The organism is Gramella sp. KN1008 (assembly GCF_004332155.1).
Classification (GTDB): domain Bacteria; phylum Bacteroidota; class Bacteroidia; order Flavobacteriales; family Flavobacteriaceae; genus Christiangramia.
In genome coordinates this window covers 399,731-416,272 of sequence record NZ_SJDV01000004.1, presented here as the reverse complement: position 1 = coordinate 416,272, position 16,542 = coordinate 399,731, and the positions used below count along the sequence as shown (strand labels likewise).

Annotated in this window: 13 protein-coding genes; 5 read left to right on the top strand and 8 right to left on the bottom strand. The window is 40.9% G+C overall.

Annotated elements, in window-relative coordinates:
• From lpxB to EZJ28_RS10050, 3 genes are read left to right on the top strand one after another with little or no spacing between them, the layout of a single operon-like run.
• Nucleotides 1-1,116: a lipid-A-disaccharide synthase gene (lpxB, locus tag EZJ28_RS10060; RefSeq protein WP_131397424.1), complete on the top strand. Its 1,116-nt coding sequence runs from the start codon at nucleotides 1-3 to the stop codon at nucleotides 1,114-1,116.
• A complete protein-coding gene (locus tag EZJ28_RS10055) occupies nucleotides 1,113-1,673 on the top strand; it encodes a C40 family peptidase (RefSeq protein WP_242670099.1) in 561 nt (186 codons plus the stop codon). The genes lpxB and EZJ28_RS10055 overlap by 4 nt, the downstream gene beginning before the upstream one ends.
• A gap of 34 nt (nucleotides 1,674-1,707) precedes the next feature.
• Complete coding sequence (locus EZJ28_RS10050) at nucleotides 1,708-3,744, top strand: ComEC/Rec2 family competence protein (protein WP_131397422.1); 2,037 nt, start codon at nucleotides 1,708-1,710, stop codon at nucleotides 3,742-3,744.
• Here the strand turns inward: EZJ28_RS10050 and EZJ28_RS10045 are convergent.
• Genes EZJ28_RS10045 through EZJ28_RS10030 form a run of 4 tightly spaced genes read right to left on the bottom strand, consistent with a single transcriptional unit; the run spans nucleotide 3,741 to nucleotide 9,741 of the window.
• Entirely contained in the window at nucleotides 3,741-4,283 is a 543-nt protein-coding gene (locus EZJ28_RS10045; RefSeq protein WP_131397421.1) for a thioredoxin fold domain-containing protein, read from the bottom strand. The genes EZJ28_RS10050 and EZJ28_RS10045 overlap by 4 nt on opposite strands.
• Nucleotides 4,284-4,326: 43 nt before the next feature.
• Nucleotides 4,327-5,916, bottom strand: coding sequence for a peptide MFS transporter (locus tag EZJ28_RS10040; RefSeq protein ID WP_131397419.1), 1,590 nt, complete (start codon nucleotides 5,914-5,916; stop codon nucleotides 4,327-4,329).
• Nucleotides 5,917-5,936: 20 nt separating this feature from the next.
• Nucleotides 5,937-7,505, bottom strand: coding sequence for a peptide MFS transporter (locus EZJ28_RS10035; RefSeq protein WP_131397418.1), 1,569 nt, complete (start codon nucleotides 7,503-7,505; stop codon nucleotides 5,937-5,939).
• Between the two features lie 19 nt (nucleotides 7,506-7,524).
• Nucleotides 7,525-9,741 carry a S9 family peptidase gene (locus EZJ28_RS10030; RefSeq protein WP_131397416.1) on the bottom strand — a complete coding sequence of 739 codons (2,217 nt, stop codon included), beginning with the start codon at nucleotides 9,739-9,741 and terminating at the stop codon, nucleotides 7,525-7,527.
• A gap of 183 nt (nucleotides 9,742-9,924) precedes the next feature.
• Here EZJ28_RS10030 and EZJ28_RS10025 point away from each other — a divergent pair, with 183 nt between their 5' ends.
• Nucleotides 9,925-11,241, top strand: coding sequence for a hydroxymethylglutaryl-CoA reductase, degradative (locus EZJ28_RS10025; protein ID WP_131397414.1), 1,317 nt, complete (start codon nucleotides 9,925-9,927; stop codon nucleotides 11,239-11,241).
• Nucleotides 11,241-12,179, top strand: coding sequence for a GYDIA family GHMP kinase (locus EZJ28_RS10020; RefSeq protein ID WP_131397413.1), 939 nt, complete (start codon nucleotides 11,241-11,243; stop codon nucleotides 12,177-12,179). The genes EZJ28_RS10025 and EZJ28_RS10020 overlap by 1 nt, the downstream gene beginning before the upstream one ends.
• Before the next feature lie 103 nt (nucleotides 12,180-12,282).
• On the opposite strand, the gene EZJ28_RS10015 is transcribed toward EZJ28_RS10020, so the two are convergent.
• From EZJ28_RS10015 to lptC, 4 genes are all read right to left on the bottom strand, one after another.
• On the bottom strand, nucleotides 12,283-14,403 hold the full coding sequence (locus EZJ28_RS10015; protein WP_131397411.1) for a peptidylprolyl isomerase: 2,121 nt from the start codon (nucleotides 14,401-14,403) through the stop codon (nucleotides 12,283-12,285).
• Between the two features lie 93 nt (nucleotides 14,404-14,496).
• Nucleotides 14,497-15,783: a hemolysin family protein gene (locus tag EZJ28_RS10010; RefSeq protein WP_131397410.1), complete on the bottom strand. Its 1,287-nt coding sequence runs from the start codon at nucleotides 15,781-15,783 to the stop codon at nucleotides 14,497-14,499.
• A 5-nt stretch (nucleotides 15,784-15,788) separates the two neighbouring features.
• A complete protein-coding gene (locus tag EZJ28_RS10005) occupies nucleotides 15,789-15,980 on the bottom strand; it encodes a hypothetical protein (RefSeq protein WP_131397409.1) in 192 nt (63 codons plus the stop codon).
• Nucleotides 15,973-16,542 (bottom strand): LPS export ABC transporter periplasmic protein LptC, encoded by a 570-nt coding sequence (lptC, locus tag EZJ28_RS10000; protein WP_131397407.1) that lies wholly within the window; start codon nucleotides 16,540-16,542, stop codon nucleotides 15,973-15,975. The genes EZJ28_RS10005 and lptC overlap by 8 nt, the downstream gene beginning before the upstream one ends.

The following is a 16,542-nucleotide window of genomic DNA, read 5'->3' as shown; positions in this document are numbered from 1 at the left end:
ATGAAATATTATATCATCGCCGGCGAAGCCTCTGGAGACCTGCATGCCTCCAACCTAATGAAGGCTCTTAAGGAAGTTGATAGTGAACCACAATTCCGCTTCTGGGGTGGCGATCTTATGCAACAGCAGGGTGGCACTTTAGTGAAGCACTACAAAGAACTTGCTTTCATGGGATTTTCTGAGGTGATCATGAACCTTCGGACTATTTTTAAGAATATCAGTTTCTGCAAGCAAGACATAAAAAAATTTGATCCGGATGTAATTATTTTTGTGGATTATCCCGGTTTCAATATGCGCATCGCGAAATGGGCAAAAAATGAGGGTTATAGAACGCATTACTATATTTCTCCTCAAATATGGGCCTGGAAGGAGAACAGGATCAAAAAGATAAAGCGTGATGTGGACCAGATGTATGTGATCCTTCCGTTTGAAAAGGACTTCTATACTAAAAAACATGATTTCCCCGTTCATTTTGTGGGGCATCCGCTACTGGACGCAATTGAGAACAGGCCTCCGGTGGACCCCGGCAGCTTTAAAAAGCAGCACGGGCTGGATAACAGGCCTGTGATAGCCCTGCTTCCTGGAAGCAGGAAGCAGGAAATTGAAAAAATGCTGACAGTAATGCTCAGTATTACCCAGGATTTTAAGGATTATCAGTTCGTTATTGCCGGTGCCCCAAGTCAGGATGAGGAATTCTATGAAAGTTTTATGAAAGGGTCCAATATCAGCCTTATAATGAACAAGACCTATGATGTATTAAGCATCTCCCATGCGGCCCTGGTAACTTCGGGTACCGCCACTCTGGAAACGGCTCTTTTTAAAGTGCCAGAGGTAGTTTGTTATAAAGGCAGTTATATTTCCTATAATATCGCCAAACGAATTATCAACCTGGATTATATTTCTCTTGTAAACCTGATTATGAACCGGGCTGTGGTGAAGGAACTTATTCAGAACGATTTCAATTCAAAAAACCTTCAAACCGAGTTGCACAAAATACTTGATGAAGACAACAGGAAAAGGATCTTTGAAGATTATTATGAACTGGAAGAAAAGCTCGGCGGAAATGGCGCCAGTAAAAAAACCGCTCAACTTATCTACAAAAATATAACTGCATGAGCACGGGAATAGTTAAAAGATCTCTATTGATGACCGGGCTTTTTATTTTAACAGGAATTCTGCTTACTTCCTGCGGTTCTTCCCGGTCCAGAGTTATTACTACCAAAAAGGAACAAAACAGGACCGAAGAGATATCGCATTATGATAGAGATCCTTCCGCGGAGCCTGAGAACAATAAGGCCCTTAAGGTGATTGAAACAGCAAAAAGATTTGAAGGTACCAGATATAAATTCGGTGGAACAGACAAAAAAGGAATGGACTGCTCCGGACTCATCTACCGCTCGTTCCATGAAGAAGGCATCGCTCTTCCAAGAACTTCCCGTGCCATGTCCCTGGAAGGAAAGCGGCTTTATCTGAAAGAAGTAAGTGTTGGGGATCTCCTCTTTTTTGAAACGAACAAGAACAGAAAAGTGATTAATCATGTAGGACTGGTAGTTGAGGTAAACAATGATGGGATATATTTCATTCATTCATCCACTTCCAGGGGAGTTATTATATCCTCACTATCAGAATCTTACTGGTATAATAATTTTGTGATGGCCCGCAGAGTGATCTGAAAATTTCATATCTTCTGAATGTAAATAGCATTCGTTGAAGAACTTCCAGTTTATCTTTCTCAGGTTCTCTATCTATCTCATTGCAGGTATAATTTGTGCTTACTATTTTCCATTTAGCACAGAATTTATCATCGTTCTTGGTTTAGCAGCCATTCTGCTTTTTATCCTGGCCTATTTGAAGTCTAAAAGAAAGTTATTTCCCGATCTTTCAATGGGTATAGCTACTTTAATATTCATTTTCGCCCTGGGTCTCTTTACTGCACATTTTTCAATTCCTTCCAACCAGCCGGGTCATTATCTTGGAAAATCTAATCCTTCTAAAGAAGAATTATTTGCAAGAGCTCTCATTACTGAAGAATTAAAGCCGACTAATTTTTCAAAAAGATATCTGGTAGAAATAAAAGAACTGGTCAGTCAAAATAGTGTTGAATCTGCTAAAGGAAAATTATTACTTAACCTACACGTTGATTCTTCCTCGCTTAAAATGGGAGATGAAGTTCTTATTCCATGGAGGTCCAACGAAATAAGCAGACCTCTGAATCCATTTCAGTTCAATTACAGGAGCTACATGCAAAAGCTGGGAGTAGAAAGACAGATCAGTATTACCACGAACCAGTTAAAGATAATCGGGCATATAGAGAATATAACTTCAACAGCCTGGAACCTCAGGGAACAGCTGATCACAGAACTCCAGAAATACAACTTCAAAAAGGATGAAATGGCAGTATTCCAGGCTTTGATTCTGGGACAGCGTCGAGATATCACGGATGAGCTCTATAAATACTATGCCGCCGCCGGAGCAATCCATATCCTGGCGATTTCAGGTTTACATATTGGGATACTACTACTCTTACTGAATTTTATTTTAAAGCCGGTGGAAAGTTTCAAAAAGGGAAAATATATTAAGCCCATCCTGGTGATACTATTGCTGTGGTCGTTTGCCCTCTTAACCGGCTTAAGTCCTTCTGTGGTCAGGGCTGTTTGTATGTTCAGCTTTCTCGCTATCGGCCTTCAAATGAACAGGAAAACAAGCACCCTCAACAGTCTCTTTGTCTCGATGTTCTTCCTCCTGCTCATAAATCCACGATTCCTGTTCCAGGCGGGATTCCAATTAAGTTATCTTGCGGTATTCAGCATCATTGTTTTTCAGCCCCCAATATACCGGTTGCTAAAACCGAAAATTAAGGTAATTGATTACTTCTGGAAAATTATATCGGTGAGTCTGGCTGCTCAGATAGGTGTATTACCATTGAGCTTGTACTACTTCCATCAGTTTCCAGGTTTGTTCCTGGCAAGTAACCTTGTGGTGCTGCCCCTTCTGGGTATAATTCTCGGTCTGGCTATCATGGTTATTCTCATGGCTTTAATCGGAATTCTCCCCGATATACTTGCTGAACTTTTCGGGCAGGTTCTAAGTTTCCTTAATTCATTTATCCACAGAATAGCTAATATAGACTCTCTGGTCTTTAGTGAAATAGATCTCAGCCTGCTTCAATGCCTTACACTTTACCTTTGTATTCTTGGCATCCTGCTTATCCTTGTAAAACCAAATTTTGCAAGATTATGTTTTCTTCTCACAAGCATTTTACTATTTCAGCTATCCAGTTTTTACAATAGGATAAGTATCCCACCACAGGAGTTAGTGGTTTTTCATAAAAGCCGCGAGAGCCTAATAGGAAAAAAACAGAGAGATCTCCTTTATTTATTTAAAAGTAATCAAATCAACACGGGTTTTATAAAGGATTATATACGTGAGCGAAAGATTGAAAATATCGAACTGGACGAGATTCCCGGGATCTTATCATTTTCAAAGGATCTAATTCTTGTTATTGATACCGCTGCGAACTATAAGCTTCCAGATTTTAAGCCAGAGATTATAATTGTAAGAAATTCTCCCAGACTGAATATGGATAGGCTTATTCAACAGCTTCAACCCGGACAGATTATTGCCGATGGAAGTAACTACCTCACTTACGTAGAAAGATGGAGACGCACCTGCAATTCAAAAAAAATCCCTTTCCACCATACCGGTGAAAAGGGAGCATTTATTTTTAGTGATTTCAGGAATTAACTGGAAAAAGTTCCTTCAAACTCTTCCTGGTATTTTTTCCATTCCTCATTGGTCTTTACCTTTTTATAATCATCTGTAGCAAATACCTTCAGAAATATCTCCAGTTGTTGAGGACTTAGGTATCCTTTTAAAGGACTTAGAAACTCCCCTTTCTCGTCGAAAAAGACCATGGTTGGATAAGCACTGACTCCCATAGCCAAGGCAAACTGATGTATACTATTTCGTCGCTGAGCTTTTTCGGGATCATAATCAGGATTTTTAAAAACCTTATCCCTGTAGTTTACAACCTCGTTACCTTCAGCATTAAACTTTACGGCATAGTAATGTTTATTGACGTACTCAACCACATCCTTATTAGAAAAGGTGTTCTTATCCAGTAATTTACACGGCCCACACCAGTTGGTATAAGCATCTACAAATATCTTTTTAGGCTGCTTTTTTTGGGCTTCCAACGCCTCATTCATACTCATCCATTCAATTTCCTGAGCATTCATAACGCCACCGGCAATCAGCATTAAAAAAAGGAAAAATCTCTTCATAAAATCAGTTTTTCATACATCAAAGCAAAAAGCATTCCCAAATTTAATGAATTCCATTCATCCATTTACGTAGGAGAGGTACAAGAAATAGCAAAATTAATGCAGCTATACCAACTACGCCTACTCCCCAGATAAGATAAGTTTCAGAATAGATGCCCAGAGTCATTTCTGCCGGGGTATCATCGGTGACGGCCTCACTGGTTGTAAGGGTACCTATTAAGCCTGCCATCTTATTGGCCAGGGCAATTGACAGGAACCACGCTCCCATTACGAATCCTACAACTTTTGCTGGTGAAAGCTTGGTAACCATGGATAGTCCTATAGGAGATAAAGAAAGTTCTCCGGTTGTATGTAATAAATACATCAAAGCAAGGAATACTATTGGCACAAGCCCGTCTCCACCAGCGAAGAATTTCGCTCCCAGGACAATCACTCCAAATCCTAAAGCAAGCTGAGTAAGCCCCAGAACGAATTTCATAGGGGTACTTGGCTCCTTTCCTACCTTATTTAACCTTAGCCAGATCCAGGAGAATAATGGCGCCAGTAACATTATGTAAAGCGGATTTAAACTCTGAAAGATGGATGCCGGTATTTCGGTGCCACCTACGAACCTGTCTACATTCTTATCTGTAAAGATAGTAAGACTACCTCCAGCCTGTTCAAACAACGCCCAGAAGACAGCATGGAAAAAGAATAAAACCACTACCACCAGCAATCGTTGCCCCTCGACTCTGTTTTTTGTGGTTAAAGCCTGATAAAGAAGATAGCCTACAATTAAGAGGGAGACCACGATGAGGGCCCCAGACATGAACTCGTCAAGGTCCAGCATAAATGCACAAACGGGTACTGCCAGCAATGAGATCACATAGATCCCGATATCGGGTTTCATACCCAGGAATTTTCTTTCCCCGGTTCTAACTTCTTCGGGCTCTATTCCTTTGCCTTCAAAATCCTTACTGGATTTTGTAAAAACGTAGAATACGATGAGGCCTAATAACATTCCTATTCCTGCCAGTCCAAAACCATAATGCCAGTTTATCTGCTGTCCCACATAACCACAGGTCAAGGTGGAAAGAAACGCCCCAATGTTCACCCCCATGTAGAAAATAGAGAAGGCACCATCTTTTCTGGCATCATTGGGATCATAGAACGTTCCAAGGAAAGAACTGATATTTGGTTTAAAGAACCCGTTCCCTACAATGATAAGCGCCAGCGCAGCAAAGAAAAAGGGCATATTCCCCTCCAGGTTTTCAAAGCCCTGCAGAGCCAGCGTAAAATGTCCTAAGGCCATTAATAAGCCTCCCCAGATAATGGTTTTCTTGAAACCGAGTAACTGGTCGGCAACCAGCCCTCCCAGGACGGGAAACAGATATACCATGGCCGTATAGGAACCATAGATACCATAAGCCTGGGTTTCAGCAACATTTTGAGCGAGGTCAATGAATAAAACTTTCGTCATATACAATACAAGCAAAGCCCGCATTCCGTAGTAAGAGAAACGTTCCCACATTTCAGCAAAAAACAAAACAAACAGTGCTTTGGGATGCGTATCCTTATTCGTATAAATGATAAAAGGAACCCAGATGAGCACGAAAGCCCATCCGATAATCATGATCCATAAAGTAATATCCATGGCCTTAAATATTTAGTTTATTAATTCACTTCAGTATCTGCAATTTCATATTGTTCCTGTTCCAGCATTTCCCTTTCATTATCTTCGGCACCATGCGTGAGTCGCTTAAGAGGTTTTAGCATTATTAAAACTATTGCGGCAAAACATACCGTAAATATGGTTATACCAGAGAATATCGCAATATCACCGGCTTCAGACGCAAATTCTCCAACCACCCCGGCAACTTTATTTCCTAATCCAGTAGCAGCAAAATAGACCCCCATCATAAGGGAAGCATATCTAACCGGAGCCAGTTTGGTGATGAAAGAAAGTGCAACCGGCGAAGAACACAGCTCACCAATAGTATGGAAAAGATAAGCTAAAACTAACCAGTACATAGCTGAAGCTCCGTTTGATTCGAACTCTAAAGCCGCAAACACCATAAACACGAATCCTAATCCCATAATGATCACCCCTGTGGCCATTTTAAAAATAGAAGAAGCCTCTTTATTTTTCAGCTTTCTTCTGGCCCAGAAATTTGCAACCACTAATCCGAAAATGATAATAAACATCGCGTTAAGTGACTGGAACCATGATGCAGGAACTTCATTTCCTATCAAAGGAAGACTAAACGGTAAGGACCTGTCTGTATTATCTAAAGCGTAAATATTCATCAAACCTCCGGCCTGCTCAAATGCACCCCAGAAAACGATAACCAGAATAAATGAAAGAAGCATAACCACATATCTGTCTTTCATCACTTTTGTAGTGAGATCTTTATAAACCATCATCATCATGGAAATAACCCCGGTAAGGAAAATAAAGAGCAAACCATATGCGATTCCCATCATATACATTCCGAAAAGGGATGCAGCAAGTAAGATTATAGAAATCACTAATTGTACAGGAGATTTCAGAAGATCACTAAACAGGTTACCAAGAGAGGCTCCTTCATCCCTTTCAGCTTTTGAAAGAAGGTTCCCAACATTCCGAAGGTGTTTCTGGCCCACAAGATATACGATCAAGCCAAGAGCCATAGCGATCCCGGCAAGACCAAAACCATAATGCCATCCTATATTTTCACCTACATAACCCACGATCAAACTTGAAAGGAATGCTCCGAGGTTGATCCCAATATAGAAAATGGTGAATCCTTTATCCCTTCTAATATCTCCTTCTTTATAAAGACCTCCTACCATCGTTGAAATATTAGGTTTCAGGAATCCTACACCTATTATAATAAGCGTTAAACCGGTATAAAAGGCCCACATCTGCTCCACCGCCAGGATCCCGTGACCGGCCACCAGCACTATTCCACCAATTAGGACCGCTCGTTTCTGACCAAAGAGCTTATCGGCCAGGATACCGCCGGGGATAGAAGCCACATAGACGAGCATGGTATACCATCCATACAGGGCAAGAGCCTCTGCCTGTGTCCATCCCAATCCTGCATTTCCTTCTGTGGTGGCACTAACAAGATATAGTACCAGAATTGCACGCATTCCGTAGTAAGAGAAGCGTTCCCACATTTCTGTAAAAAATAAAATATAAAGCCCTACAGGATGCCCAAAAAGCTCTTTCTGTTTAACACGAACGTCTTTAGTTGCCATTTTATAGTATTGTATTTGATTAAAGGTTTTCCAGTATAAAATTTGTCATCTTCGTATAAAGATGAAGTCGGGTATTGCCACCGTAAATCCCGTGATTTTTATCGGGGTAAATAGCCCAATCGAATTGTTTATTCGCCTGAATAAGTTCTTCTACCATTCTCATGGTATTCTGAAGATGTACATTATCATCTCCCCCACCATGGATTATAAGGTAATCTCCTTTCAGTTTCTCAACATGATTCAAAGGAGAATTCTCATCGTAACCAGATGCATTCTCCTGCGGAGTTCTCATATATCTTTCTGTATAAACCGTGTCATAGAATCTCCAGCTGGTCACCGGCGCCACGGCTATCGCAAGAGAGAAAGTATCGTTGCCTTTAAGGATCGCGTTGGAAGACATGAATCCACCATAACTCCAACCCCAGATACCTATTCTTTCTTTATCTATATAGCTTCTTTCTCCAAGCTTTTGTGCAGCAGAGATCTGATCTTCTACCTCATACTTGCCAAGTTCCTGGTAAGTTACTTTCTTAAATTCGGCTCCTTTGAAACCTGTTCCTCTTCCATCCACACAGGCAATGATATATCCTTTATTTGCCAAAAGCTGATACCAATAATCATTAGTGCTGAAATATGAGTTTGACACCGACTGCGAACCGGGACCGGAATACTGAAACATTAACAAGGGATACTTCTTATTCTCATCAAAATTGGATGGTTTGATCATCCACATGTTCAGCTCATTTCCATTAATTTCTATAGTGGAAATTTCTTTTGGAGAAAACTCATAATCCTCGACTTTTTTCAGCAGCTCATTATTATTCTTAATTTCACGAACCTGCTTGCCATCTTTTGCTCTGTGAAGACTATAAATATGCGGAGTGTTGGTATTGGTAAACGAATTGATAAAATAAGTGTAATCTGCACTAAAGTCGGCAGAGTTCATTCCTGTTCTTTCAGTAAGTCTTTTCTTTGATTTTCCGTTTGGCCTGATGGAATAAACATCACGATTCACACTTCCGTTCTCGGTACTCTGATAATAGATCCTGTCAGCCCTTGGATCGTAACCATAATAACTGGTCACTTCCCAGTTTCCCGAAGTAACCTGATTTAAAAGTTCACCATCTTCATCGTAGTGATAAATATGATTATAACCATCCTTCTCGCTGGTCCAGATAAAACTGTTATCTTTTAAGAAAGTAAGGTTATCGGTGATATCAACATAAGCTTTATCGGTCTCTTCAAGGATTACCTCTGTCTCATTATCCTCAGCATCCACAAAGATCAGATCAAGATCATTCTGATGCCTATTCAGAAACTGAACACTTAACAACATTGGATCATTGGTCCATTTAATACGCGGAATATAGAAATCGGTGAAATCTTCAGTTTCAACTTCCGAATCCATTGAGGCCATATCATATTTATCACCAAGGTCAATTTCTTCGGAAGATTCAGATTCCACATCATACATATGCAGACTTACTTTTGAATTGGATTCGCCAGCCTTGGGATATTTGAAAACATGCTGACTTGGATACAGATCCTTTCCGAACATATCCATGGAGAATTCCGGAACTTCAGACTCATCAAACCTTAAGTAGGCCAGCTTTCCACCATTTGGATTCCAGGCAAAAGCCTTTACAAAAGAGAATTCCTCCTCATAAACCCAGTCTGTAATCCCGTTAATCACACTGTTTATTTCACCGTCGCTGGTAATCTGTTTGATTTCGCCACTTTTCAGGTCTTGGATATAGATATTGTTCTCAAAAACATAAGCCACCTTTGACGCATCTGGAGAAAAAGAAGCCTCCTGTATCTTTTGATCGCTTATTTTGGTCAACTTTTTAGAACTTACCTCATAGACATAAAAGATCTCACGCGAAGACCGTCGGTAAATAGGCTCCACCTGAGTAGAAAGCAATATTTTATCTTCATTTTCACTGAACTTAAAAGCCTGAAAAGAACTTATCTCATCAAGATCGGCACTGTTAACCAAAGTACGGGTCTTTTCCCCGGTTTTATAACTGTAAACATCGATGCTGGTATTACCGGTTTCTCTGTCCCGGTTAAGCACCACATATTCCTCGCCGTTATTTAATGATTGAAGGGATTGAAGTCTTTCTTCCCGAAAGGTCCCGCTCCAGATTTCTTCGAGACTCACTTCTTTTTTTTGCGCTGTTAGCACAGAGGATGTTGCCACAATAAAAGCAACGAGTATTTTGGGGAATTTCATAAAAATTCAAGAATATTTATTGAAGGCCAAGTTTAATAAAATTTGACCAAAAAATGGGCATCTTGAGCGTTAAATACTAAGAATTTGTTAAAAAAATTTAGTTTTCGGTTTTTTACTATTGCCCGGAATATTCCGGTCTAAAAATTTGAATTGTATCTTTGCCCCTTTGAAAGACTAAATAGAATGACAAAACCTGTAAACGGATTTTCAAGGCTTAGCAAAAATGAGAAAGTAGAGTGGCTTGCTGAGCATTATTTAAAGAATGACGAAAAGGCTGTTTCAGTCCTGAAACAGTACTGGAATGAAGATGAGAAATTGCAGAAATTGCATGATGAGTTCATCGAAAATACCGTATCCAATTTTTACCTGCCTTTAGGGCTGGCTCCTAATTTCCTCATAAACGGGAAATATTTCACACTGCCGATGGCTATTGAAGAAAGCTCGGTAGTGGCAGCGGCAAGCAAAGCCGCGAAGTTCTGGAGTGAAAGAGGTGGATTCACGGCAAAGGTTATCAACAATAAAAAAATAGGTCAGGTTCATTTTATTTTCAAAGGAAACTATTCAAAACTGCAAGCCTTCTTCAATAAAATCGAACCCAGACTTCATGAGGCGGTGGAGCACATCACCCGGAACATGGTAAAACGTGGTGGCGGGATCCTGGATATGCAGATTGTCGATAAGACCGCGGAACTGGAAAATTACTACCAGCTCTTTGTAAAGTTTGACACACGAGATTCCATGGGAGCGAACTTTATAAATTCCTGCCTGGAGAAATTCGCCGAGGTATTACAGGAAGAAGCTAAGAAACAGGAAGGTTTTACACCTGATGAGAAAGACCTTCAGATCATCATGAGCATACTTTCCAATTATGTACCGGAATGTACAGTAAGAGCGGAAGTTTCCTGTCCCATAGAGCAGCTTTCCGAGGATAACAACATCACCGGGAAGGAGTTTGCCCAGAAATTCATTCAGGCTGTTAGAATAGCTGAAATTGAACCTTACCGGGCAGTAACCCATAATAAGGGAGTGATGAATGGGATTGACGCAGTGGTCCTGGCTACCGGAAATGATTTCAGAGCGGTGGAAGCGGGAGTACATGCTTATGCAAGCCGAAATGGAAAATACACCAGTTTAACCCATGCCAGTATCGAAGACGGAATCTTTAGATTCTGGATGGAAATCCCATTGGCACTTGGAACAGTAGGAGGTTTAACCAGCCTGCACCCTTTGGTAAAACTTGCACTGGACATACTCCAAAGACCAACAGGAACAGAACTGATGGAGATCGTTGCGGTGGCCGGTCTTGCACAGAATTTTGCAGCCCTACGATCACTCATTACCACAGGAATACAACAGGGACATATGAAAATGCACCTGATGAACATCCTTAACCAGCATCAGGCCACGGAAGAAGAAAAGGCCGAAATGGTAGAATTCTTCACCCACCACACCATTACCCATAGCAGCGTGATAGAGCAACTTGAAAAATTGAGATCTTAATGCAGGTTTTCAAAAGCAATGGAAAAGTTTTATTAACCGGAGAATATGCCGTTCTGGATGGTGCAAAGGCTTTAGCACTACCTACGAAAAAAGGTCAGAGCCTTGAAGTCGCCGAAGACGGAAAAGACATAATCAAATGGACAAGCCTGGACGAAAATGGGGAAACATGGTTTGAGGCACAATTCGCCATTGATAATGGTAAGTTTCAGCCAAAACTGGATATTGAGCAGCAAAAGGACCCTGAAGTAAGGAACACCGCCCAACGGCTACAACAAATACTGAGCAGTGCCTATGAGATCAATCCGGAAAGATTCTCAGGACAGATAGGTTACAGTATTACAACAAGACTGGATTTCAATAGAAAATGGGGTCTCGGAACTTCTTCTACCCTCATAAATAATATTGCACAATGGCTGGAAACAGACCCCTATAAATTACTGGAGAAGAGTTTTGGCGGCAGTGGCTACGATATTGCTGCAGCCGGAAACGACCATCCGGTTACCTATCAGAAGACCTCGCATGGGCCGGCGGTATTCACTGCAGATTTCAATCCTGTTTTTTCTGACAGCTTATTCTTTGTCTATCTTAACCGAAAGCAGAATAGCCGCAAGGCAATAGCCCATTACAGGAATCAATCTACAGAAAACATCCGGGAGCTTACTGAAAAGATCTCAGGTATCACCGAGCAGGTATTACAGAGCGAAAACCTTGAGGAGTTCAAACTTCTTCTGCAAGCTCATGAAGTGCTCATATCTAAAGCAATTAATCTACCCAGAATACAGACTGAACTGTTTCCGGATTACCATGAGCTTATTAAAAGTCTCGGTGGCTGGGGAGGTGATTTTATACTGGCCATCGGTGGTGAGCAAGAAAAGGAGTATTTCAGAAGAAAAGGCTACAACATAATATTTGATTATTCAGATCTGATACTTTCATAACCGCTAAAAGATCCCAAAGTACCCGGTAGCTACCGGGATAACCTTATAAATGAAAAGCCCCGCCAAATGGCAGGGCTTTTTCAATTTGTATATCGATCAGATCCTAGTAGAATCTGGCTCTGTTATCTTCGATTTCAGCTTTCTTCTTAAGAGCATCAAATACTCTCATAGAGGCCTCAGCTCTTCGAGCCATGCTCTCCTGCTGTGCAAAAGCCTTATATGAATCCATTGCTGGCGCTTCAAACTTACTAACAAGCTCTACCACATAAACACCTTTTTCCCCGGCGATAGGCTCACTTACCTTACCTGGCTCAAGCGCAAATACAGCTCCAACAACCTCTGGTTCTTCCCCGGCACCTGCAAGAGTAGGACTGCTCAGGTTAACCGCATCTGCAGTCTGAACACTTTCTCCATGGTTGTTCGCGATCTCCTGAAGATTACTTCCTTTCAATCTTTCCTTGATCAACTCAGCCTTTTTCTCCTTTTTAAGAATTGGAGTCACAATAGAAGAAGCTTCTTCAACGCTCATAAGACCTTTATCTTTCTTAGATATAAGCTGGGCAACGATGTAGCCATTATTGGTATCAAATCTCCTAACATCTCCTACTTCAGCTTCGTCTTCAAAAGCCCACTGAATAACTCTACGCTGTGCTCCTGCTCCAGGAATATTCTCATCAAGCGCCTTTACATCCCTTACTGTCTTAACCTCGTAGTTGTTTTCTTTTGCAACATCTGCAAAGTCACTTTCAGAAGCCGAGATCTCAAATTTGGTAACCTCGTTAAAGAGCCTGTTCATAGTAGTCTCTGAAGCCTCGATCTCTCTAGCAATAGTCGCAACTTTCACCGCTCTTGCAGCTTCGGTCTGATCGTCTATAGAGATCACATGATAACCCAGAGGAGTTTCAACAACTCCAACATCACCGGTTTCATTTTCAAAAACATAGTTCTCAAATGCAGGAATCATCATCCCAGGAGTAAAATATCCAAGATCTCCACCCTGCTCTTTATTTGAAGTGTCAGCAGAATATTCTGAAGCCAGTTCGGCAAATTTATCCTTATCATTTCTCACCACTCCGGCAATACTATCTGCCAGTTGCTGGGCTTCTTCCTTAGAGCGGCTTACTCCGGCTCCAAGCTGCGATCCCTGGTAAGTAACAAGAATGTGACTTGCTTTTACAGAATCTGGAATGTTCTTGGTCTCAACCACCTTGCTTAATTTCCAGTAGCCGTTTTCCTCATACGGTCCAAAAGTCTCTCCTTCTTCAAGATTGAAAATGGTTTCGGCATTCTCACCGGTAAATTCATTTCTGAATTTGAACCTGCTCTCAAATGGCAGATCTGAATTATTGCTCAGGAAATCCCCATAATCCTCTGTACTATCAAAACCTGGAAGAGTATCGTTAGCTCCGATGGCAGCATTATATTCAACTCGCTCCTTTCTAAGGTCGCTTAAAGACTCTTTTGCTTCGGTCCTATCTTCTTCAGAAGCGGTCTCTTCAAAGATCACATACTGAATATTTCGGGAGGCCTCGGTCTCAAAACGAGCAGGATGCTCCTCAATATAGCTCTTGATCTCAGATTTGGAAACCTCTACTTCAGTATCAGGAATAGAAGAGTATGGCAACTGAACGAATTTCATATTGATATTGTCATTCTTCATTCTATATGCCTGCTCTCCTTCTATAAGAGTAGCACCAACACCGGCGCTTACCATATTATAATAACTGTTCAGTTTGGCAGTTTTACCCAGATTCGAAGTGAAATCCTGCCACTGCTCGTATGCCTGTGGGGAGGTCTCTCTTAAATTGGCTACATATTCTCTAAGCCTGTTCTCATCAAACATACCAGCCTCATTGGTGAAATTTGGATTTCCGGCCATTTGTGAACGCACAAGATTGGTAACCTGTCCTTCACCTGCCCTTATTCCAAGTTTTTCAATCTCTTCGGTAAGGATCACTTCTCTAAGTTTCTGATCCCAAACTCTGTTCACCGCCTGGGTAGTACTTATGTTACGACCCATATTTCTTTCAAATGCCTCAACATCACGGGCGAATTCCTCTCTTCCAATCTCTTTACCATTTACGGTTGCAATCACATTCTGGGAATTTTGAGAGCTCAATCCACCGTTTCTTATCACATCGGCCAGAACGAAAGAAAACAGGGCCAGTGCGATGATAATAATCAAGAAAACAGACCTTTGTCTGATTTTATTTAATACTGCCATTTGAATTTAAATTTATCAAAATATAGGGGGCGAAAATAAGGTTTTTAGGCTAATAATAAAATTTAAAATTAGCAAATTCTTAACTTTTAAAGTTTAATCTTCAGCTTTGATTTTAAGCTCTACCAATTCGATTTTGGTATTGGAAGTTTCCAGGATTTTTATTTCGAAGTCTTCAATGTGTATAACCTCTCCCTGTTGAGGAATTTCTTCGGTATGATTCACGATAAAACCACTAAGGGTTTCGTAGTTTTCACCTTCCGGAATTTCTGTTCTATACATCTCATTGAGGTAATCCACCTCAAGCCTGGCTGAAAATTTGAAATGTCCTTCGCCGATCCTTTCTTCAATAAGGATCGCTGAATCATGTTCGTCCTCAATTTCCCCAAACAACTCCTCCACTATATCCTCTACGGTCATCATTCCACTGGTTCCACCATACTCATCGATTACTACCGCGATACTTTTTCGCTTCTTAATGAGAATATTCAACACATCTTTTATCCACATGGTCTCCGGAACAAAAATCACCGGCAGCAGAATGGATTTGATGGATTTTGGTTTTTTGAATAACTCAAAGGAATGAACGTAGCCAATGATATCATCTATGGTTTCATTATAAACCAGGATTTTGGAAAGACCGGTTTCTGTAAAGGTCTGAACAAGATCTCCCGGCGCCTGGTTCTGATCCACAGCAATGATCTCGGTTCGTGGTATCATAACTTCCCTGGCCTTTATATCTGAAAATTCCAGGGCATTCTGAAAGATCTGTATCTCGCTATCCACCTCTTCATGCTCTTCAACGGTTTCCATCTGTTCACTGATAAAATTCCCGAGTTCCACTTTACTGAATGCAAGCTGCACCTCATCTCCATCGGTCTTAAAGAAGCGCTTTAGGATCATATCTGAGATCCAGATAACAAATGACGAAACAAAGCTGAACAGCAGGTAAAAGATATAAGCAGGAACCGCGAAGAATTTCAGCATGGTATTCGCATAGATCTGAAAAAATACTTTGGGGAGAAATTCGGCGGTCAATAGGATCACCAGCGTGGAGATCACCGTTTGAGTAAAAAGACTCAGGTCTGTAATCATATATTTCACGAAACCGCTTTGAGTATCCATCCCCGTGAGCCAGGCCATGAGCAAATCCCCCATAAAGAAACCATAAACAACCAGGGCAATATTATTCCCCACCAGCATAGTAGCGATGAACTTGGAAGGTTTTTTTGTAAGTCTCTTTAAAACAGTGGCAAGAAAGTCATTCTGACGTTTCTCAATTTCTATGAATATCTTATTGGAAGAAACATAGGCGATCTCCATCCCCGAAAAAAACGCTGAAAGGATAAGAGAACAAATTATAATAAGTATATCAACCTCCATCGGGTCTACTTGTTACGATCTTCGTATTTCCGCCTGAAACGTCTTTTAAAGAAGAACATAAAAACGGCTATACAAACAAAAAACAGGAATAAATAAGCCCTGTTCCTTTCAGTATTCCATATTCTGATCGCCTCAAAAATGAAAAAGGCAGCAAAAAAGAGGTAGGCATATTCAAAATACCTGAAAAATTTATTCATCCTTTTTTTCTTCTATTATTTGTATACCGGTATTGGTTCGAGAACGGAAATTACCGAAATTTTGATTAGAATCAAAACCCTGCCCCTGGTTTAAAGCACCATTTGGAAAGCGAATGGTATTAGGCTTATCAGTGAACACCCAGTTTCTATCCTGATCCCAGAAGAGCTGACTCGCTTCCAGCCTGGTACTATCGGCAGTAATTATTACAACATTCCCTTGCAGATCGATAAGATTTGTTTGCTCATAAACGATCCCGTAATCGGCTTCCACAGTATTTTTGCGGTTCTTTTCATCAAAAAACTCTACTTCCACTCCTTCGGGAAATTCACGGTAAGGAAAAGATTTATTGCTATAATCGAGCATTTTTGGGCTTTGGAGTGTCGCCACCAGCCTGCCGGAGTCTGTAAACTTTAAATTAATACCCTGAGCAATGGCCTGGGGCGCATCTTCCTCAAGACTGAAGGCTCTTACTTCCTGTAAATTACCTTCGCATGAAAAAAGCATTGTCACGCCGATAAGCGTGACAATGCCTGAAATTATATTACTATATGTGAGTTTCAT

Coding starts and splice junctions, on each gene's coding strand:
- EZJ28_RS10010 (WP_131397410.1), bottom strand. CDS start 15,783: ATGGAGGTTGATATACTTATTATAATTTGTTCTCTTATCCTTTCAGCG.
- EZJ28_RS10040 (WP_131397419.1), bottom strand. CDS start 5,916: ATGGATATTACTTTATGGATCATGATTATCGGATGGGCTTTCGTGCTC.
- EZJ28_RS10015 (WP_131397411.1), bottom strand. CDS start 14,403: ATGGCAGTATTAAATAAAATCAGACAAAGGTCTGTTTTCTTGATTATT.
- EZJ28_RS10030 (WP_131397416.1), bottom strand. CDS start 9,741: ATGAAATTCCCCAAAATACTCGTTGCTTTTATTGTGGCAACATCCTCT.
- lptC (WP_131397407.1), bottom strand. CDS start 16,542: ATGAAACTCACATATAGTAATATAATTTCAGGCATTGTCACGCTTATC.
- EZJ28_RS10055 (WP_242670099.1), top strand. CDS start 1,113: ATGAGCACGGGAATAGTTAAAAGATCTCTATTGATGACCGGGCTTTTT.
- EZJ28_RS10025 (WP_131397414.1), top strand. CDS start 9,925: ATGACAAAACCTGTAAACGGATTTTCAAGGCTTAGCAAAAATGAGAAA.
- EZJ28_RS10005 (WP_131397409.1), bottom strand. CDS start 15,980: ATGAATAAATTTTTCAGGTATTTTGAATATGCCTACCTCTTTTTTGCT.
- EZJ28_RS10020 (WP_131397413.1), top strand. CDS start 11,241: ATGCAGGTTTTCAAAAGCAATGGAAAAGTTTTATTAACCGGAGAATAT.
- EZJ28_RS10035 (WP_131397418.1), bottom strand. CDS start 7,505: ATGGCAACTAAAGACGTTCGTGTTAAACAGAAAGAGCTTTTTGGGCAT.
- lpxB (WP_131397424.1), top strand. CDS start 1: ATGAAATATTATATCATCGCCGGCGAAGCCTCTGGAGACCTGCATGCC.
- EZJ28_RS10045 (WP_131397421.1), bottom strand. CDS start 4,283: ATGAAGAGATTTTTCCTTTTTTTAATGCTGATTGCCGGTGGCGTTATG.